The sequence below is a fragment of the Streptomyces sp. NPDC051963 genome, from assembly GCF_044593495.1.
Lineage (GTDB): Bacteria > Actinomycetota > Actinomycetes > Streptomycetales > Streptomycetaceae > Streptomyces.
Genome location: NZ_JBIUCC010000002.1, coordinates 1,165,574 through 1,182,146, shown reverse-complemented (window position 1 = coordinate 1,182,146; position 16,573 = coordinate 1,165,574). Strand labels below are relative to the sequence as shown.

21 protein-coding genes are annotated in these 16,573 nt (G+C 69.6%); 5 read left to right on the top strand and 16 right to left on the bottom strand.

Annotated elements, in window-relative coordinates; translation table 11 throughout:
• Window positions 1–49: 49 nt before the first annotated feature.
• Entirely contained in the window at window positions 50–712 is a 663-nt protein-coding gene (locus ACIHFB_RS11810) for a hypothetical protein (RefSeq protein ID WP_365278107.1), read from the bottom strand.
• Window positions 709–843 (bottom strand): hypothetical protein, encoded by a 135-nt coding sequence (locus ACIHFB_RS11805; RefSeq protein WP_282612963.1) that lies wholly within the window; start codon window positions 841–843, stop codon window positions 709–711. The genes ACIHFB_RS11810 and ACIHFB_RS11805 overlap by 4 nt, the downstream gene beginning before the upstream one ends.
• 188 nt (window positions 844–1,031) lie before the next feature.
• On the opposite strand from ACIHFB_RS11805, the gene dapA reads away from it, so the two are divergent.
• The gene (gene dapA / locus ACIHFB_RS11800) at window positions 1,032–1,922 is read left to right on the top strand and encodes a 4-hydroxy-tetrahydrodipicolinate synthase (RefSeq protein ID WP_400126578.1); all 891 of its coding nucleotides are present in this window, start codon (window positions 1,032–1,034) and stop codon (window positions 1,920–1,922) included.
• On the opposite strand, the gene ACIHFB_RS11795 is transcribed toward dapA, so the two are convergent.
• The 6 genes from ACIHFB_RS11795 to ACIHFB_RS11770 all read right to left on the bottom strand — a co-directional run bounded on the left by ACIHFB_RS11795 (window position 1,923) and on the right by ACIHFB_RS11770 (window position 6,195).
• Complete coding sequence (locus ACIHFB_RS11795) at window positions 1,923–3,149, bottom strand: YncE family protein (RefSeq protein WP_400126576.1); 1,227 nt, start codon at window positions 3,147–3,149, stop codon at window positions 1,923–1,925.
• Window positions 3,146–3,721: a SigE family RNA polymerase sigma factor gene (locus tag ACIHFB_RS11790; protein ID WP_365278096.1), complete on the bottom strand. Its 576-nt coding sequence runs from the start codon at window positions 3,719–3,721 to the stop codon at window positions 3,146–3,148. Before ACIHFB_RS11790 ends, ACIHFB_RS11795 begins: the two co-directional genes overlap by 4 nt.
• A 151-nt stretch (window positions 3,722–3,872) precedes the next feature.
• Window positions 3,873–4,097 (bottom strand): hypothetical protein, encoded by a 225-nt coding sequence (locus ACIHFB_RS11785; protein ID WP_365278093.1) that lies wholly within the window; start codon window positions 4,095–4,097, stop codon window positions 3,873–3,875.
• Window positions 4,098–4,203: 106 nt separating this feature from the next.
• Window positions 4,204–5,208, bottom strand: coding sequence for a 2,3,4,5-tetrahydropyridine-2,6-dicarboxylate N-succinyltransferase (dapD, locus tag ACIHFB_RS11780; RefSeq protein ID WP_365278091.1), 1,005 nt, complete (start codon window positions 5,206–5,208; stop codon window positions 4,204–4,206).
• 109 nt (window positions 5,209–5,317) lie between these two features.
• The gene (locus ACIHFB_RS11775; protein WP_400126573.1) at window positions 5,318–5,875 is read right to left on the bottom strand and encodes a TetR/AcrR family transcriptional regulator; all 558 of its coding nucleotides are present in this window, start codon (window positions 5,873–5,875) and stop codon (window positions 5,318–5,320) included.
• On the bottom strand, window positions 5,875–6,195 hold the full coding sequence (locus tag ACIHFB_RS11770; protein ID WP_365278085.1) for a multidrug efflux SMR transporter: 321 nt from the start codon (window positions 6,193–6,195) through the stop codon (window positions 5,875–5,877). The genes ACIHFB_RS11775 and ACIHFB_RS11770 overlap by 1 nt, the downstream gene beginning before the upstream one ends.
• 246 nt (window positions 6,196–6,441) lie before the next feature.
• Between ACIHFB_RS11770 and ACIHFB_RS11765 the strand changes: the two genes are divergently transcribed.
• The gene (locus ACIHFB_RS11765) at window positions 6,442–7,209 is read left to right on the top strand and encodes an AbfB domain-containing protein (protein WP_400126570.1); all 768 of its coding nucleotides are present in this window, start codon (window positions 6,442–6,444) and stop codon (window positions 7,207–7,209) included.
• A gap of 84 nt (window positions 7,210–7,293) precedes the next feature.
• Here the strand turns inward: ACIHFB_RS11765 and ACIHFB_RS11760 are convergent, their stop codons facing one another.
• From ACIHFB_RS11760 to ACIHFB_RS11725, 8 genes are all read right to left on the bottom strand, one after another.
• Window positions 7,294–7,626, bottom strand: coding sequence for a metal-sulfur cluster assembly factor (locus tag ACIHFB_RS11760; protein ID WP_400126568.1), 333 nt, complete (start codon window positions 7,624–7,626; stop codon window positions 7,294–7,296).
• Window positions 7,623–8,090 carry a Fe-S cluster assembly sulfur transfer protein SufU gene (gene sufU, locus ACIHFB_RS11755; RefSeq protein WP_400126567.1) on the bottom strand — a complete coding sequence of 156 codons (468 nt, stop codon included), beginning with the start codon at window positions 8,088–8,090 and terminating at the stop codon, window positions 7,623–7,625. The genes ACIHFB_RS11760 and sufU overlap by 4 nt, the downstream gene beginning before the upstream one ends.
• A gap of 10 nt (window positions 8,091–8,100) precedes the next feature.
• Window positions 8,101–9,357 (bottom strand): cysteine desulfurase, encoded by a 1,257-nt coding sequence (locus ACIHFB_RS11750; protein WP_365278073.1) that lies wholly within the window; start codon window positions 9,355–9,357, stop codon window positions 8,101–8,103.
• The gene (sufC, locus tag ACIHFB_RS11745) at window positions 9,354–10,118 is read right to left on the bottom strand and encodes a Fe-S cluster assembly ATPase SufC (RefSeq protein ID WP_269641512.1); all 765 of its coding nucleotides are present in this window, start codon (window positions 10,116–10,118) and stop codon (window positions 9,354–9,356) included. Before sufC ends, ACIHFB_RS11750 begins: the two co-directional genes overlap by 4 nt.
• A gap of 7 nt (window positions 10,119–10,125) precedes the next feature.
• The gene (locus tag ACIHFB_RS11740; RefSeq protein ID WP_048585098.1) at window positions 10,126–10,443 is read right to left on the bottom strand and encodes a non-heme iron oxygenase ferredoxin subunit; all 318 of its coding nucleotides are present in this window, start codon (window positions 10,441–10,443) and stop codon (window positions 10,126–10,128) included.
• On the bottom strand, window positions 10,440–11,630 hold the full coding sequence (sufD, locus tag ACIHFB_RS11735) for a Fe-S cluster assembly protein SufD (RefSeq protein WP_400126564.1): 1,191 nt from the start codon (window positions 11,628–11,630) through the stop codon (window positions 10,440–10,442). The genes ACIHFB_RS11740 and sufD overlap by 4 nt, the downstream gene beginning before the upstream one ends.
• Before the next feature lie 62 nt (window positions 11,631–11,692).
• Window positions 11,693–13,117, bottom strand: a complete 1,425-nt coding sequence (sufB, locus tag ACIHFB_RS11730) for a Fe-S cluster assembly protein SufB (RefSeq protein ID WP_164426668.1) — start codon at window positions 13,115–13,117, stop codon at window positions 11,693–11,695.
• Complete coding sequence (locus tag ACIHFB_RS11725) at window positions 13,114–13,866, bottom strand: metalloregulator ArsR/SmtB family transcription factor (protein ID WP_365278065.1); 753 nt, start codon at window positions 13,864–13,866, stop codon at window positions 13,114–13,116. Before ACIHFB_RS11725 ends, sufB begins: the two co-directional genes overlap by 4 nt.
• Before the next feature lie 161 nt (window positions 13,867–14,027).
• On the opposite strand from ACIHFB_RS11725, the gene ACIHFB_RS11720 reads away from it, so the two are divergent.
• The 3 genes from ACIHFB_RS11720 to ACIHFB_RS11710 are packed head-to-tail and all read left to right on the top strand — an operon-like array spanning window position 14,028 to window position 16,563.
• Entirely contained in the window at window positions 14,028–14,825 is a 798-nt protein-coding gene (locus ACIHFB_RS11720; RefSeq protein ID WP_365278062.1) for an AAC(3) family N-acetyltransferase, read from the top strand.
• 44 nt (window positions 14,826–14,869) lie between these two features.
• Window positions 14,870–15,793: an ABC transporter ATP-binding protein gene (locus ACIHFB_RS11715; RefSeq protein ID WP_365278060.1), complete on the top strand. Its 924-nt coding sequence runs from the start codon at window positions 14,870–14,872 to the stop codon at window positions 15,791–15,793.
• Window positions 15,790–16,563: an ABC transporter permease gene (locus ACIHFB_RS11710; RefSeq protein WP_400126561.1), complete on the top strand. Its 774-nt coding sequence runs from the start codon at window positions 15,790–15,792 to the stop codon at window positions 16,561–16,563. Before ACIHFB_RS11715 ends, ACIHFB_RS11710 begins: the two co-directional genes overlap by 4 nt.
• Window positions 16,564–16,573: the final 10 nt, after the last annotated feature.

The following is a 16,573-nucleotide window of genomic DNA, read 5'->3' as shown; positions in this document are numbered from 1 at the left end:
CCGGGTGATGGCCCTGCTCGGAAGGCCCGGGTACCCGCACAGGACCCCGCTACCCCTTCCCGCGTCCACCGAGGCGGGCCAGCTGGGTCTGGAACCAGTCGAGGCGGGCCTGCAACAGGGCAGCCTCCGCGACAAGTTCGGGCATGTCGAGGTCGGCCGCCGACACCGCCGTGGCGCCGCTCCCCGCGATCACGCGCAGCCGCTCCCCGGCCAGTCGCGCGAACCCGGCGAGCGACAGGGACGTACGACCGCGGACACAGGCCGCGCAGGAGGGGGCCAGCCCGTACCAGCCCGGCCTGCCCCAGCCGGCGTCGGCGAGGGCCGCCGCGACGGCTCCGCACGCGCACGGTCCGACCGTCGCGGTACGCACCCGCTGCCGCGCATACCGGAAGCCGCGCTCGAACCGGATGTAGGCGCCCAGGACCGAGACCTCCAGCAGCACGGCCGCACGGTTCTCGGCGGTGGTGAGCAGCGCCTCGGCCGCCGTACGGTCGTGCACACAGTGGAAGCCGCAGTCGCAGCGGCGGTGCGGCGCACGGTGCCGCAGTCCGTAGACGCACCGGGCCTCGTCGAGGACCCCGTACGGCAGCGCACCGCCCAGCGACACACCGGTGAACCCGGCCCGGGTGCCGTCCTGGGACAGCACCGGGTGGGCGATCTTGTATCCGGTCGGCGGCTCCGTCGGGCGTTCCTCCGGAAGCCGCAGTCTCATCGGGCGGCCGGTACCTCTTCGGGCGCGGACGCCTCGACTTCCCTGATCTCCTCGGGGAGTTCGAGTTCTTCGTCGTGGCTGCGCGGCTGCTCTTCCGCGACGCCGGTGGCGAGTGCCTTGCCGAGCTTCATGACGCCTCCCATGGCCCTGCACGTCGGTTGACCGTCTGGGCCATGGTGACCCATGAGGGCCCGCGTTGGACATAGGGCCTCAACCCTTCGGCGCACACGCCACCCGGCCCGACATCACAGCATCACTTACCAATACCTCGTAGAAGAATTAAGTGGAGCTACGAGGTGATCGCGCCGAGACTACTACCATGACTACGGACTCCCCCTTCGGCCGCGCCCTCTGCGCCATGATCACGCCCTTCACCGAGGAGGGCGCGCTCGACCTCGACGGAGCGCAGCGGCTCGCCGAGCGGCTGGTGTCCGAGGGCTGCGACGGACTGGTGCTCTCGGGTACGACGGGCGAGTCGCCGACCACCACGGACGCCGAGAAGTCGGCGCTCGTCGCCGCGGCCCGGGAGGCGGTGGGCGACCGGGCGACGGTCGTGGCGGGCGTCGGCACCTTCGATACGCGGCACACCGTCGAACTCGCGCTGGAGGCCGAAAAGGCGGGCGCGGACGGTCTGCTGGTGGTCACGCCGTACTACAGCAAGCCCCCGCAGGACGCCGTCGAGGCCCACTTCCGCGAGGTGGCGGACGCCTCCGGTCTGCCGATCGTGCTGTACGACATCCCCGGCCGCACCGGCACGCGCATCGAGCCGGACACCGTGATCCGGCTCGCCGAGCACCCCCGTGTCGTCGCCGTCAAGGACTGCTCGTACGACTTCCTCGGCGCCCAGAAGGTGCTCGCCCGCACGGACCTGGCGTACTACGCGGGCTGCGACGAGCACAACCTCGCCCTCTACGCGGTGGGTGGGGCGGGCTACATCAGCACGGTCGCGAACATCGTGCCGCGTCAACTGCGCGCGGTGCTCGACGCGTTCGAGGCGGGCGACACCCCTGTCGCCGCCCGCCTCCAACAGCGGGCCACACCGCTGATCGAGGCGATGATGTCGGCGGGCCTGCCCGGCACGGTCACCGCCAAGGCCCTCCTCAACGCACTCGGTCTGCCGGCTGGCCCGGTCCGCGCGCCGCTGCGCCCCGCCGACCGGGGGGCGGTCGACGGGTTGCTGGCGGTGTACGAGGAGTTCACGGCCGGCTGATCAGCGCCGGGCGAAGACGGGCTCCCACTCCGAGCGGTTCAGATCCCGGTTCTGCTCGCGGGCGCCGCTCAGCGGTACGACCTTGTCGCTGCCGATCGTGACCAGCACGAGGCGCGGCAGGTACGGCTCGTCCAGGCCGGTGGTCCGTTCCCAGGCGATGAGCCGCCGTTCGTCGGCCCAGGCCAGGAGTTCCGCGCCACGCACCTTGGTGATCTCCTCGCCGGTGCGGGGATCGCGGATCGAGGAGTACGACTTGCCGGGGTCGACCTCCCTCGTCAGACCGAGGGCGGCGAGGCTGCCGTCCGGGGACAGCCGGGCGCCTACGTCGGACCGCAGGTACCGTTCCTCGGCGGGGGCGGCGACCTCGCGGCCGGTGCGGTCGTAGAACCGCTGCATCCCGCTCTTGGTGCCGATGACCTGCGAGTACACCAGCTCGCCGGTGCCGCTGAAGGCGAAGTCCTGGCGGTCGTTGATATCCGGGCCGGACGGGACGGCGGCCCATGAGCCGCTTCCGGAGGCCACGTCGAGGATGTGAAAGCCGCTGCGGCTGGACCGGCCGAGGTGGCCCGCCATCCACTGGGCCCCGCCTGAGGAAGTCTTGAACTTGACGCGCAGATCCGGGTTCTCCTCGTACGTCGTCGCCACGAGCCTCCTCCCATCGCGCGAGAACGCCAGACCGCCGACTCCGCGCTCGACCGGGATCCACCGCTGGACCTCCCCCGTCGCGAGGTCCAGCAGGCCGATCCGGTGGGCGGGCAGCAGCCCCCGTTCCAGGACGGCGGCGGTCCTCGCCCCGGGTGCGACGGCGACGTAGGACCACCGCGTGTCCTTCTCGTACCGTCCCGTCTCCGGGTCGAGGAGCCAGTAGGTGCGGATCGCGGCACCGCGCTGCTCCGACTGCTCCTGGAGCTGTGCCGTGTAGTACGCGGCCAGCGCCACGTTCCCTGCCGCGATCAGCTCACGTGGCGGCGACTGGTCGGGGTGGGCGACGGTCGCGTCCCCGTCCAGCACGCCCGCCGGACGTACGTCCTTCCTGCCGGAGTCCAGCAGCGGCACCGCCACCGCGACGGCGACCACGGCGGCGGTGGCCGCGGCGACGGAGGCGAGCCTGCGCGTGCGGCGACGCCGACGGGCTGTGAGCACGCGGTCGGCGAAGCCCGGTGCGGCGGAGGGCTGCTCGGCGGCCAGCTCGCGCAGGGAGTCGCGTACGAGTTCGTCGACGTTCACGGCCGTACCTCCACGGGCGAGTGGTCACGGGACGGGGGCTGCTCGGCATCGGCACCGGCCTCCGCCTCGGCTTCGCCGAGGGCGGCGAGTTCGGGCGCGAGGGTGCGCAGTCGAGCCAGGGAGCGATGCGTGGTGGACCGTACGGTGCCGACGGAGCAGCCCACGAGGCGGGCCACGTCGGCCTCCGGCAGGTCCTCGAAATAGCGCAGCACCAGCACGGTGCGCTGGCGCGCGGTGAGCCGGGACAGCGCCGCGCGCATCACGACGCGCAGTTCGGCCGCGGACAGGGTGTCCGGGCCTGAGCCGCTCTCCGGCGGTTCGGCGACGCTGAGTTCGCGTCTCGGCCATTTGAGCCGCCAGCGGCTGACCTGCTGGCGGTACAGGATCTGCCGTACGTACGCCTCCGGCTCGTCGATACGGTGCCAGCGGCCCGCCGCCTTGATCAGCGCGTTCTGCAGCAGGTCCTCGCCGGCGTGCCGGTCGCCGCCGCTGAGCAGGACCGCGGTCTTCAGCAACGCGGACGACCGGTTCGCCACGAACTCCCGAAAACTGTCCTGTGCTGCGGCATCCATCGTCACCTTCTCTTCCCCCGGGTGGGCACTGTGCCCGGCCCCTGTGTTCCTTGTGACGCCTGCGGGTGTCCGCTGCTATGCCGCCCGGCGCAAAAAGGCCCGGGGGGCGTACCGCGTGCGGTACGCCCCCCGGGCCGGGAACAGGCCGGGGTCAGCCCCAGCGGTACCCGTCGCCGAACAGCAGGAAGTGCTCCAGCACGTCCTCCATCGGGTCGTCGACCTGGCCGACGTTGATCAGGCCGACCCTGGGGCCGTTGTGCGAGGCCGTGTTGGTCTCGTCGGCGTGGGCGGTGCCCACCGGGAGCCAGCACACCATCACGGCGGTGACCGTCCCGGTCAGCAGCCTTGCCACGGTCCTCGCCCGCTCGCTCGTCATTGCTCAGCCCCTTGTTTCGCGGTTCGGCAGTTGATCGGACGCTGCGTCCACCCGTTCATCTGCCTAAACCTTGATCAGGTCACGCTGAGTAACCCGTTTGTGTAAGTCAGTTGTGGCTGTGCAGGATCTCGTTCAGACCGCCCCACACCGCGTTGTTCGGGCGGGCCTCGACCGTGCCGGTGATCGAGTTGCGGCGGAAGAGGATGTTAGAGGCGCCGGACAGCTCACGGGCCTTGACGATCTGGCCGTCGGGCATCGTGATACGGGTGCCCGCCGTGACGTAGAGGCCCGCCTCGACCACGCACTCGTCGCCGAGCGCGATACCGACGCCCGCCTCGGCGCCGATCAGGCAGCGCTCACCGATGGAGATGATCACGTTGCCGCCGCCGGACAGCGTGCCCATCGTGGACGCGCCGCCGCCGATGTCCGAGCCGTCGCCGACGATCACGCCCGCGGAGATACGGCCCTCGACCATCGACGTGCCGAGCGTGCCCGCGTTGAAGTTCACGAAGCCCTCGTGCATGACCGTCGTGCCCTCGGCGAGGTGCGCGCCCAGGCGGACACGGTCGGCGTCGGCGATGCGGACGCCCTTGGGCGCCACGTAGTCCGTCATCCGCGGGAACTTGTCGATCGACGTCACCTGGAGGTGCAGGCCCTCGGCGCGGGCGTTCAGGCGCACCTTCTCGATGTCGTCGACCGCGACCGGACCGAGCGAGGTCCAGGCGACGTTGGCGAGGAAGCCGAACATGCCGTCCAGGCTCTGGCCGTGCGGCCTGACCAGGCGGTGGGAGAGGAGGTGCAGACGGAGGTAGACGTCGTGGGCGTCGGTCGGCTTCTCGTCGAGCGACGCGATGACCGTGCGGACCGCCACCACCTCTACGTCACGACGGGCGTCCCGGCCGATCGCCTTCGCCGCACCCTCACCGAGCAACTCCACGGCCCGCTCGGCCGAGAGCCGCTCGGTACCGGAGGGGCCGGGCTCGGCGGCAAGCTCGGGCGCCGGGAACCAGGTGTCGAGGACGGTGCCGTCAGCGGCGATCGTGGCAAGCCCGGCGGCAACGGCGCCGGCAGCGCCACCGGTGGTGGTACGAGATGCAGTCGTGTCGGTCATGAGGGCAACCTAACCGGCACGGGGCGGCGCGGGCCAACCGGCGGGGGTGGTGTCTCAGGGGGCGGGCCGGTGGGGTGGGCCCGGCGCAGGTTGTCCCCCTCCGCCGGCCTCAGCGCGCTCGGCGCGGGTCACAGGGGATGATCCGCGCCAGTGCCTCGCGGGCGTACTCCTCATCGTACGGCTCGTCGGTGAGGAGGACCTGTAGGCAGATTCCGTCCAGGAGCGCGACCAGGGCCCTGGCCGTGAGCGGGTCCGTGCGGGGGATGAGGTGGTGGGCCAGGTCCTGGGCCCATTCGGCGGCCACGGGGCGGAGGGCGGGGCGGCGGAGGGCGGCGAGGTAGAGCTCGTATTCCAGTTCCACGTGGGTGCGGTCGCCGGCCAGCCATTCGCCGATCCAGGCGGCGAGTTCGGCGGCGACGTCGGTGCGCGGGTCCTCCAGCGCACCCCGTGCGGCAACCGCTTTGGCGAAGCCCTCGTTGGCCTGGCGGAGGGCGGCGACCATCAGGTCGTCCAGGGTCTTGAAGTGGTAGGTGGTGGAGCCCAGCGGTACGTCGGCCTCGGCCGCGACCGTGCGATGGGTCAGACCGGCAAGGCCTTTCCGTCCTACGACCCGGATGGCGGCGTCGATGATCCGCTGGCGGCGTTCGGGATCGTAGCGCCTGGCCATCAGTGCGCTCCCCCGAGGTTCAGCACCACCACTCCGGCGACGATGAGCAGGATTCCGGTGACCTTCGTGAGGGTCAGGGCCTCACCGAACAGCCAGAGCCCGAGGACGGCGATCGTGGCGGTGCCGACGCCCGCCCAGATCGCGTAGGCCGTGCCGATGCCGACGGTCTTCAGCGTCTGGGCGAGGAGGGTGAAGGAGACGACATAGCCGAGCGCCGTGAGGAGGGACGGCCAGAGCTTGCTGAAGCCGTCGCTGTACTTCATGGCGGTCGTCGCGGCGACCTCGGCCGCGATGGCGCCGATCAGTGTCAGGTATCCCATGTGTACGAGCGTACATAACCGGTGGGGTGCGGAGGGGCCGCGTCAACTGCCCAGCCCCGCAAGGGAATGTGGAAACCGCTCTCTTCAAACGGCTGCTCCCCAGCCCCGGGGTCCACTACTGTTTCACCGTTCACATACCGGGTCTTCGCAGCCGCGGCCTGCCCTGCTCTCATGGGCGCCGCTGGAGGACAGTGCATGCCACAAACCCCGCCCCGGCCTCCCCGGAACCAACCCTGGGAACACGGCTTGGCCCCGGACACCTCCCGGATACCGGGAACGCGACGCCTCTGGCTGGCCGGCACGGTGGCGGTGGCCACCATCGCCGCCTGTGTCACGGCAATCGTCATGACGGACAGGGGAGTTGACGAGGCGTCAGGATCGTTGGAGCCGTCGCCCGTCAACGCGACGCTGCCCGGCCTGATCTCCTTCGGCTCACCGTCGCCGAGTCCGACGGCCCCTCCCAAGGGCAAGGGCGGCCCGCCCTCGGCCGAGCCCACGAAGACGCCGCCGTCACGGCACACTTCCACGCCCAAGCCCTCGGCCGAGCCCTCGAAGCCGACGGCGCCCGGGGCGAGTTCACCGACCCCCGTCAGCAACTGGAGGTCGGTCCGCGCGGCCAACTACACCGACCGCTACTGGCATGCGGCCGACGACTCCGTCGCCCTCGACCGGATCACCTCCGCCGCGGCCGCCGAGGACGCCACCTTCAAGGTGGTCGACGGCCTTGCGAAGTCGTCCTGTTACTCCTTCGCCACCGCCGACGGCAGGTATCTGCGCCACCGCAACTTCGTCCTGCGCGAGGAACGCGACGACGGCTCGTCCCTCTTCGAACAGGACGCCACCTTCTGCGCCCGCCCCTCGTCCTTCTCCGGCGCGGTCATGCTGGAGTCGGTGAACTACCCGGGCCGTTTCCTGCGCCACAGGAACTTCGTGGTCCGCCTGGAGTCGTACCAGCACAGCGACCTGTACCGCCGGGACTCGGCGTTCCGGCTCGTGGCCGCGCTGGGTGACTGAAGCCCGGCCGGCCGAAGCCCCGTAGCCGAACGACCGAGGCCCCCGGAATCGCTCCGGGGGCCTCGGTACAAGCCGTTCGGCTGCTCAGACGTTGAACCCGAGCGCCCGAAGCTGCTCGCGACCGTCGTCCGTGATCTTGTCCGGGCCCCACGGCGGCATCCAGACCCAGTTGATCCGGAGTTCGTTGACGAGGCCGTCCGTGGCGGACTTGGCCTGGTCCTCGATGACGTCCGTCAGCGGACAGGCCGCCGAGGTCAGGGTCATGTCGATCGTCGCGATGTTCGCTTCGTCGACGTGGATGCCGTAGATCAGGCCGAGGTTGACGACGTCGATGCCCAACTCGGGGTCGACGACGTCGTACAGCGCCTCGCGGAGTTCTTCCTCCGAGGCCGGCTTCATCTCAACGGTGTCACTCATGCCGTCTTCCTTTCAGCGGCGTCGGAGCCCAGCGCCTGGGCCGTCGCGTCCTTCCACGCCATCCAGCTCAGCAGCGCGCACTTCACCCGGGCCGGGTACTTGGAGACACCGGCGAACGCGACCGCGTCCTCCAGCACCTCCTCCATCGCGTCGTCCGGCTCGATCCTGCCCTTGGACTGCATCAGCTCCAGGAAGGTCTCCTGGACCTTCTGGGCGTCGGACAGCTCCTTGCCGACGAGGAGCTCGTTCAGCACGGACGCGCTCGCCTGGCTGATCGAGCAGCCCTGGCCCTCGTACGAGACGTCCTTGATCGTCGTGCCGTCGTACTTCACACGGAGCGTGATCTCGTCGCCGCACGTCGGGTTCACGTGGTGCACCTCGGCATCGCCATCCCGCAAGCCCCGCCCGTGCGGGTTCTTGTAGTGGTCCAGGATGACTTCCTGGTACATCGAATCCAGCTTCACGATCAGCCTCTCAGCCGAAGAAGTTCCGTACGTGCTCCAGTCCGTCGACCAGAGCGTCGATCTCGGCCGGCGTGGAGTACAGATAGAACGACGCTCGCGTGGTCGCAGGAATTCCGTACCTCAGGCAGACCGGCCGGGCGCAGTGGTGCCCGACCCGGACCGCGACGCCCTGCTCGTCGAGGACCTGGCCCACGTCGTGGGGGTGTATGTCACCGAGCGTGAAGGAGATCGCGGCTCCCCGGTCCTCGGCCGTGGTCGGGCCGATGATCCGCAGACCCGGGACCTCCGCCAGGCGACGCACCGCGTACTCGGTCAGCGCATGCTCATGGGCGAGGATCTTGTCCATGCCGATCGACTGGAGATAGTCGATCGCCGCTCCCAGGCCGACCGCCTGCGCGATCGGAGGCGTGCCCGCCTCGAACTTGTGCGGCGCCGGGGCGTACGTCGACGAGTGCATCGACACCGTCTCGATCATCTCGCCGCCGCCCAGGAAGGGGGGAAGATCCTCCAGCAGCTCCTGGCGGCCCCACAGGACGCCGATGCCGGTCGGGCCGCACATCTTGTGGCCGGTGAAGGCCACGAAGTCGGCCTGGAGGGCCTGCACGTCCAGCGGCATGTGGGGCGCCGCCTGGGAGGCGTCGATGCAGACGAGAGCGCCGACCTCCTGTGCGCGGCGCACGATCGCCTCGACCGGGTTGACCGTACCGAGGATGTTCGACACCAGCACGAAGGAGACGATCTTCGTCTTCTCCGTGATGATCTCGTCGATGTTGGAGAGGTCGAGGCGGCCGTCGTCGGTCAGGCCGAACCACTTCAGCTTCGCGCCCGTGCGCTGCGACAGCAGCTGCCACGGCACGATGTTGGAGTGGTGCTCCATCTCCGTGATGACGATCTCGGTCTCGTGGTCCACGCGATAGGGCTCGTCGGCCCAGCCCAGCATGTTGGCCACGAGGTTCAGCGACTCGGAGGCGTTCTTCGTGAAGATCACCTCGTCGCGGCTGGGCGCGTTGATGAACGCGGCGACCTTGTCGCGCGCGCCCTCGTACAGCGCCGTGGCCTCCTCGGCGAGCACATGCACACCGCGGTGGACGTTGGCGTTGTAGCGCTCGTAGTACTCACTCAGGGCGTCCAGCACCTGGCGCGGCTTCTGGGAAGTCGCCGCGTTGTCCAGGTACACGAGCTTCCGGTCGTCGTGGACCAGTCGGTCCAGGATGGGGAAGTCCTTGCGGATCGCCTCGGTGTCGAGGAGGCCCGGCAGCTGTGTCACGCGGATGCGCCACCCTTCGTGTAGGCCTCGTAGCCCTCGTTCTCCAGCTTGTCGGCGAGTTCGGCGCCGCCGGACTCCACGATGCGACCGGCCGAGAAGACGTGGACGTAGTCGGGCTTGATGTAGCGCAGGATGCGCGTGTAGTGCGTGATCAGCAGGGTGCCGACCTCGCCGGTCTCACGGACGCGGTTGACGCCCTCGGAGACGACGCGCAGGGCGTCGACGTCCAGGCCGGAGTCGGTCTCGTCGAGGATCGCGACCTTCGGCTTGAGGAGCTCCAGCTGGAGGATCTCGTGGCGCTTCTTCTCACCGCCGGAGAAGCCCTCGTTCACGTTGCGCTCGGCGAAGGCAGGGTCCATGTTGAGGCGCTCCATGGCCTCCTTGACCTCCTTCACCCAGGTACGCAGCTTGGGGGCCTCGCCGCGGATGGCGGTGGCGGAGGTGCGCAGGAAGTTGGAGACCGAGACGCCGGGGACCTCGACCGGGTACTGCATCGCCAGGAACAGGCCGGCGCGGGCGCGCTCGTCGACGGACATCTCCAGGACGTCCTCGCCGTCGAGGGTGACGGTGCCGCCGGTGATCGTGTACTTCGGGTGACCCGCCAGGGAGTAGGCGAGGGTCGACTTGCCGGAGCCGTTCGGGCCCATGATGGCGTGCGTCTCGCCCTGCTTCACGGTGAGGTCGACGCCCTTGAGGATCTCCTTCGTGGCGTTGTCGGCCTCGACGGTGACGTGCAGGTCTCGGATTTCAAGCGTTGCCATGGGTGCCTCAGGACTCCTGGGTGAGGGAGACGAGCACATCGTCCCCTTCGATCTTTACGGGGTAAACGGGAACGGGGCGCGTCGCGGGAAGGCCGGACGGTTTGCCGGTGCGGAGGTCGAAGCTGGAGCCGTGCAGCCAGCACTCGATCTGACAGTCCTCCACCTCGCCCTCGGAGAGCGACACGTTCGCGTGGGAGCAGATGTCGTGGATCGCGAACACCTCACCCTCGGTCTGCACGACCGAGACCGGCGTGCCGTCGAGTTCCACCCGCTTCGGGGTGTCCTCCTCCAGCTCGCTCAGCCCACAGGCGCGTACGAAGGTCATCGGCCCGGTCCAGACACGGTCTCCAGCTCCTCGTCGATCTTCACGAGGAGACGCTCTTCGATGTCGTCGACGCCGATCTGCTGGACCAGCTCGGCGAAGAAGCCGCGGACGACCAGGCGACGGGCCTCGTCGGCCGGGATGCCGCGGGCCATCAGGTAGAAGAGCTGCTCGTCGTCGAAGCGGCCGGTCGCCGAGGCGTGGCCGGCGCCGACGATCTCGCCGGTCTCGATCTCGAGGTTCGGCACCGAGTCGACCCGGGCGCCGTCCGTGAGGACGAGGTTCCGGTTCATCTCGTAGGTGTCCGTGCCCTCGGCCTTGGCCTCGATCAGCACGTCGCCGATCCACACCGCGTGCGCTTCGTCGCCCTGGAGCGCGCCCTTGTAGGCGACGTTGGACTTGCAGTGCGGGGTGTTGTGGTCGACGAGGAGACGGTGCTCCTGGTGCTGGCCGGCGTCGGTGAAGTACAGGCCGAACAGCTCGGCCTCGCCGCCGGTGCCGGCGTACGCGACCCGCGGGTGGAGGCGTACGAGGTCGCCGCCGAAGGTGACCACGAACGACTTGAAGGTCGCGTCGCGGCCGATCAGCGCGTTGTGCTGGCCGACGTGCACGGCCTTGTCGTCCCAGTCCTGGACGGAGACGACGGTGAGCTTGGCGCCGTCGCCGAGGACGTACTCGACGTTGCCGCCGAAGACGCCGTCACCGGTGTGGTCGATCACGACGACGGCCTCGGCGAAGGCTCCGAGTTCGACCAGGAAGTGGCTGTAGTCCGTACCGCCCTGGCCGTGCACGGCGATCCGGACCGGCTCGCTCAGCTGGGTGTCCTTGGGGATCGAGACGACCCCCGCCTTCTCGAACGCGCTGAACACCTGGGCCGCGACCCGGTCCACCGGCTTGCCGGCCCGGCCGAGGCGCTCGTCGTCCCGGCCCACCTGCTTGTAGGTGACACCGGCGGGCGCCGTGACCTCGTACCGGAAACCGCCGTCGGCGACCGCGGTGCCGTCGTGCAGCCCGCGCAGGCGCTCCAGCGGGGTGAACCGCCACTCCTCCTCGCGGCCGTGCGGAACCGGGAAGTCCGCCACGTCGAAGGACGGGGGCGCGCTCATGCGCGTGGCGACGGTCGACTCGGCGGCCACCGCGATCTGGCCCGCGGTGGTGGACCCCACGGGGATGTTCTGAGCCTCAGCCATGGCTGTCGGTCTGCTCTCTTCCTACGTCAGATTTCGCTGGCTGCTGTGCAGAGGACCCGGTCTTAACCGACCGCGCCTTCCATCTGCAGCTCGATCAGCCGGTTGAGCTCGAGGGCGTACTCCATGGGCAGCTCCTTGGCGATCGGCTCGACGAAGCCGCGCACGATCATCGCCATCGCCTCGAACTCGCTCAGACCGCGGCTCATCAGGTAGAAGAGCTGGTCCTCGGAGACCTTGGAGACGGTCGCCTCGTGGCCCATGGACACGTCGTCCTCACGGACGTCCACGTACGGGTACGTGTCCGAGCGGGAGATGGTGTCGACGAGCAGCGCGTCGCACAGCACGTTCGACTTGGAGCCGTGGGCGCCCTCGCCGATCTCGACGAGACCGCGGTAGGAGGTGCGGCCGCCGCCTCGCGCCACCGACTTGGAGACGATGTTGGAGGAGGTGTTCGGCGCCATGTGGACCATCTTGGAGCCGGCGTCCTGGTGCTGCCCCTCGCCCGCGAAGGCGATGGACAGGGTCTCGCCCTTGGCGTGCTCGCCCATCAGGTAGACGGCCGGGTACTTCATCGTCACCTTGGAGCCGATGTTGCCGTCGATCCACTCCATGGTCGCGCCCTCGTAGGCGACGGCGCGCTTGGTGACCAGGTTGTAGACGTTGTTCGACCAGTTCTGGATGGTCGTGTAGCGGCAGCGGGCGCCCTTCTTCACGATGATCTCGACGACCGCGGAGTGCAGGGAGTCCGACTTGTAGATCGGGGCCGTGCAGCCCTCGACGTAGTGGACGTAGGCGTCCTCGTCGACGATGATCAGCGTCCGCTCGAACTGGCCCATGTTCTCCGTGTTGATACGGAAGTAGGCCTGGAGCGGGATCTCGACGTGCACACCCTTCGGCACGTAGATGAAGGAGCCGCCGGACCACACCGCGGTGTTCAGCGACGCGAACTTGTTGTCGCCGACCGGGATGACCGTGCCGAAGTACTCCTTGAAGAGCTCCGGGTGCTCCTTCAGCGCGGTGTCGGTGTCCAGGAAGATGACGCCCTGCTCCTCCAGGTCCTCGCGGATCTGGTGGTAGACGACCTCGGACTCGTACTGGGCCGCGACACCGGCGACGAGGCGCTGCTTCTCCGCCTCGGGGATGCCGAGCTTGTCGTACGTGTTCTTGATGTCCTCGGGCAGGTCCTCCCAGGACTCCGCCTGCTTCTCCGTGGAGCGCACGAAGTACTTGATGTTGTCGAAGTCGATGCCCGACAGGTCGGAGCCCCAGTTCGGCATGGGCTTCTTGTCGAAGAGGCGCAGACCCTTGAGACGGAGCTTGGTCATCCACTCCGGCTCGCTCTTCTTGGCGGAGATGTCCCGGACGACGTCCTCGTTGATACCGCGCTTGGCAGAGGCACCAGCCACGTCGGAGTCGGCCCAGCCGTATTCGTAGTTGCCCAGACCCTCGAGCTCGGGGTGGGCGGTCTCCTCGATGGGGAGCGTCATGCGGGGTTCCTCCCGGCGGTGCTTGCAGATGCGTTATGGGTGTTCTTGGAAATCTTTGGGATGAATGTCGTACAGACGCCGTCACCGTGGGCGATGGTTGCAAGTCGCTGGACATGCGTGCCGAGCAGCTGCGAGAAGATCTCCGTCTCGGCGTCGCACAGCTGCGGGAACTTCTCCGCGACATGGGCCACCGGGCAGTGGTGCTGGCAGAGCTGCTCACCGACCGGTGCGCTGCGCGCCGTAGCAGCGTACCCGTCCGCGCTCAGGGCCTTGGCCAGGGCTTCGGTCCGCTCTTCGGGGGCCGCCGCCTCGATCGCCTTGCGGTACGCGTCGGCCTGCTCGGCGATCCTCGCTCGGGCGAAGGCCACGACCGCCTCGTCGCCGCCGAACCGCTCCTGGATGTAGCGCAGGGCGTCCGCGGCGAGCTTGTCGTACGACTGATCGAAGGCGTCGCGTCCGCAGTCGGTCAGGGCGAACACCTTGGCGGGCCGACCGCGTGTCCGCGCGCCGTACACCCGCTGCTCGCGCGCCTGAACGACGTCGTCCGCGACCAGCGCGTCCAGATGCCGGCGTACGGCGGCCGAGGTGAGCCCCAGCCGTCCAGCCAGCTCGGTGACGGTCGAGGGCCCGTGGTCCAGGATGGATCGCGCGACCCGGTTGCGCGTCGAACGGTCCGAGCGCACCCCAGCCGCGAGCTCCTCCTGCGGGGTACCCGTGTGGGTCTCCCGAGCCTCGCCGACGTTTTTCACAACGCCATTGTTGCGTAATTCCTCAGAGCCAGGCAAGCGGCGTCCGGCTCACTGGACGGTGCCCTGCGTCACTTAGGTATACCTAATCTGACCTGCGGAAACGATCATTGATCGATCAATTCGCTGGCGCTTTCAAGACCCTTCCAGCACACTCCCCAACCATGCCCACACCCCCTCCGACCGGCCCTCTTGTCACCCGGAGCACCATCTCCGACGACCTGCGCGAGCTGGGGGTCAAACCCGGCGAAACGCTCCTCCTGCACTCCTCGCTCAGCTCGCTCGGCTGGGTCTGCGGAGGCGCTGTCGCGGTCGTCCAGGGATTACTCCATGCGCTCGGCCCGGACGGCACACTCGTGGTTCCCGCCCAGTCCGGCGACCTGTCCGATCCGGCGGTGTGGAGCAATCCGCCGGTGCCCGAGGAGTGGTGGGCGACGATCCGGGCCACGATGCCCGCGTACGACCCTCTCGTCACGCCCGCGCGCGGCGTCGGCGTCATCCCGGAGACCGTACGGACCTGGCCCGGCGCCCTGCGCAGCGCCCATCCGCAGACGTCGTTCGCCGCCGTGGGCCCGCGCGCGGCCGAGGTGACCGACGGGCACGCCTCCGACTGCCGGCTCGGCGAGCGCAGTCCGCTGGCGAGGCTGGAGACGCTCCACGCGCGCGTGCTCCTGCTCGGCGCCGGCTACGACACCTGCACCGGCTTCCACCTGGCCGAGTACCGCATCCCGTCCCCGAAGGTGAAGGTGGGCCGACCGGGACCGGAGGGCTGGGAGTCGGTCACCGAGGTGTCGATCTCCTCGGAGCGGTTCGACGAGCTGGGCCATGACTTCGAGCGGGACCGTCCTGTCGTACGAGGGAAGGTGGGCGCGGCCGACGTGCGGCTGTTCCCGCTGGTGGACGCGGTGGCGTACGCGGAGCGGTGGCTGACGGTGCACCGGCCCCGCGAGGAGGAGATCTGAACCCGCCGGTCCGGCGGGGTGAGCGCGTACCTAGACTCTGGCCCATGCGAAGTGAGCCCGTGGTCCAGGTCCAGGCCCTGGTGAAGCGGTACGGCACGAAGACCGCGGTGGACGGCCTCGACCTGGTGGCCGGAGCGGGTGTGACCGCCGTGCTCGGACCCAACGGCGCGGGCAAGACGACGACGGTCGAGACCTGCGAGGGGTACCGCAAACCGGACTCGGGCACGGTGCGGGTGCTGGGCCTCGACCCGGTGCGGGAGTCCGCTCGGCTGCGTCCGCGGATCGGTGTGATGCTCCAGTCCGGCGGCGTCTACTCCGGCGCACGGGCCGACGAGATGCTGCGGCACGTGGCGAAGCTGCACGCGCACCCGCTGGACGTCGACGGGCTCATCGAGCGGCTCGGGCTCGGCGGCTGCGGCCGGACCACGTACCGGCGACTGTCCGGCGGCCAGCAGCAGCGCCTCGCGCTGGCAATGGCCGTCGTGGGCCGCCCTGAGCTGGTGTTCCTGGACGAGCCGACGGCGGGCCTCGACCCGCAGGCACGCCGCGCGACCTGGGACCTGATCCGCGATCTGCGCACGGACGGCGCCTCGGTCATCCTCACCACCCACTACATGGACGAGGCGGAGCAGCTCGCCGACGACGTCGCGATCGTCGACGCCGGCCGCGTCATCGCCCAGGGCTCCCCCGAGGAACTGTGCCGCGGCGGCGCCGAGAACACGCTGCGGTTCACCGGTCGCCCCGGTCTGGACGTGGGCTCCCTGCTCAAGGCCCTGCCCGCCGACTGCGCCGCCGCCGAGCTGACCCCGGGCTCCTATCGCGTCGTCGGCAAGGTCGATCCCCAGCTGCTCGCCACGGTCACGTCCTGGTGCGCTCAGCACGGGGTGATGCCGGACCGGATCTCGGTGGAACGGCACACCCTCGAAGACGTGTTCCTGGAGCTGACCGGCAAGGAGCTGCGCTCATGACGACGACCGTGGGCGCGTACGCGCCGAAGCCCGGTGCGGCCCCCCTCCCCCGCATGATCGCGGCGCAGGCGGTGCTGGAGACCAAGATGCTGCTGCGCAACGGCGAGCAGCTGCTGCTGACGGTGGTCATCCCGACGCTGCTGCTGGTCCTTTTCAGCACGGTGGACATCGTCGACACCGGCGCCGGCGAGGCCGTCGACTTCCTCGCCCCCGGCATCCTCGCGCTGGCCGTGATGTCGACGGCCTTCACCGGCCAGGCGATCGCGACGGGCTTCGAACGCCGCTACGGCGTCCTGAAGCGCCTCGCCTCCTCCCCGCTCCCCCGCTGGGGCCTGATGACGGCCAAGACGGCGTCGGTGCTGGTCACGGAGATCCTCCAGATCGCCCTGCTGACGGTGATCGCCTTCGCCCTCGGCTGGTCCCCGCACGGCAACCCCCTCGCCGTACTGCTCCTCCTGATCCTCGGCACGGCCGCCTTCTCCGGCCTCGGCCTCCTCATGGCGGGCACCCTGAAGGCAGAGGCGACCCTGGCCGCCGCGAACCTGGTCTTCCTGCTGCTGCTCGTGGGCGGCGGCGTGATCGTGCCGATGGACAAGTTCCCGGCAGGCGCCCAGGACGTGCTTGGCCTGCTGCCGATCTCCGCACTGTCCGACGGATTGCGGGACGTACTCCAGCACGGGGCCGGGATGCCGTGGGAGAACCTGGGGATCCTGGCCGTGTGGGCGGTCGTGGCGCTGGGGGCGGCGGGGAGGTTCTTCCGCTGGGAGTAGGTGCCGGACC

What these genes read in the sequence shown, in the direction of transcription:
- ACIHFB_RS11785 (WP_365278093.1), bottom strand. Translation starts at nt 4,097, where the DNA reads ATGACGAGCGAGCGGGCGAGGACCGTGGCAAGGCTGCTGACCGGGACG.
- ACIHFB_RS11720 (WP_365278062.1), top strand. Translation starts at nt 14,028, where the DNA reads ATGCCCACACCCCCTCCGACCGGCCCTCTTGTCACCCGGAGCACCATC.
- ACIHFB_RS11775 (WP_400126573.1), bottom strand. Translation starts at nt 5,875, where the DNA reads ATGGCCAGGCGCTACGATCCCGAACGCCGCCAGCGGATCATCGACGCC.
- ACIHFB_RS11770 (WP_365278085.1), bottom strand. Translation starts at nt 6,195, where the DNA reads ATGGGATACCTGACACTGATCGGCGCCATCGCGGCCGAGGTCGCCGCG.
- ACIHFB_RS11790 (WP_365278096.1), bottom strand. Translation starts at nt 3,721, where the DNA reads ATGGATGCCGCAGCACAGGACAGTTTTCGGGAGTTCGTGGCGAACCGG.
- ACIHFB_RS11710 (WP_400126561.1), top strand. Translation starts at nt 15,790, where the DNA reads ATGACGACGACCGTGGGCGCGTACGCGCCGAAGCCCGGTGCGGCCCCC.
- ACIHFB_RS11715 (WP_365278060.1), top strand. Translation starts at nt 14,870, where the DNA reads ATGCGAAGTGAGCCCGTGGTCCAGGTCCAGGCCCTGGTGAAGCGGTAC.
- sufC (WP_269641512.1), bottom strand. Translation starts at nt 10,118, where the DNA reads ATGGCAACGCTTGAAATCCGAGACCTGCACGTCACCGTCGAGGCCGAC.
- dapA (WP_400126578.1), top strand. Translation starts at nt 1,032, where the DNA reads ATGACTACGGACTCCCCCTTCGGCCGCGCCCTCTGCGCCATGATCACG.
- sufD (WP_400126564.1), bottom strand. Translation starts at nt 11,630, where the DNA reads ATGGCTGAGGCTCAGAACATCCCCGTGGGGTCCACCACCGCGGGCCAG.
- ACIHFB_RS11740 (WP_048585098.1), bottom strand. Translation starts at nt 10,443, where the DNA reads ATGACCTTCGTACGCGCCTGTGGGCTGAGCGAGCTGGAGGAGGACACC.
- dapD (WP_365278091.1), bottom strand. Translation starts at nt 5,208, where the DNA reads ATGACCGACACGACTGCATCTCGTACCACCACCGGTGGCGCTGCCGGC.
- ACIHFB_RS11810 (WP_365278107.1), bottom strand. Translation starts at nt 712, where the DNA reads ATGAGACTGCGGCTTCCGGAGGAACGCCCGACGGAGCCGCCGACCGGA.
- sufB (WP_164426668.1), bottom strand. Translation starts at nt 13,117, where the DNA reads ATGACGCTCCCCATCGAGGAGACCGCCCACCCCGAGCTCGAGGGTCTG.
- ACIHFB_RS11760 (WP_400126568.1), bottom strand. Translation starts at nt 7,626, where the DNA reads ATGAGTGACACCGTTGAGATGAAGCCGGCCTCGGAGGAAGAACTCCGC.
- ACIHFB_RS11805 (WP_282612963.1), bottom strand. Translation starts at nt 843, where the DNA reads ATGAAGCTCGGCAAGGCACTCGCCACCGGCGTCGCGGAAGAGCAGCCG.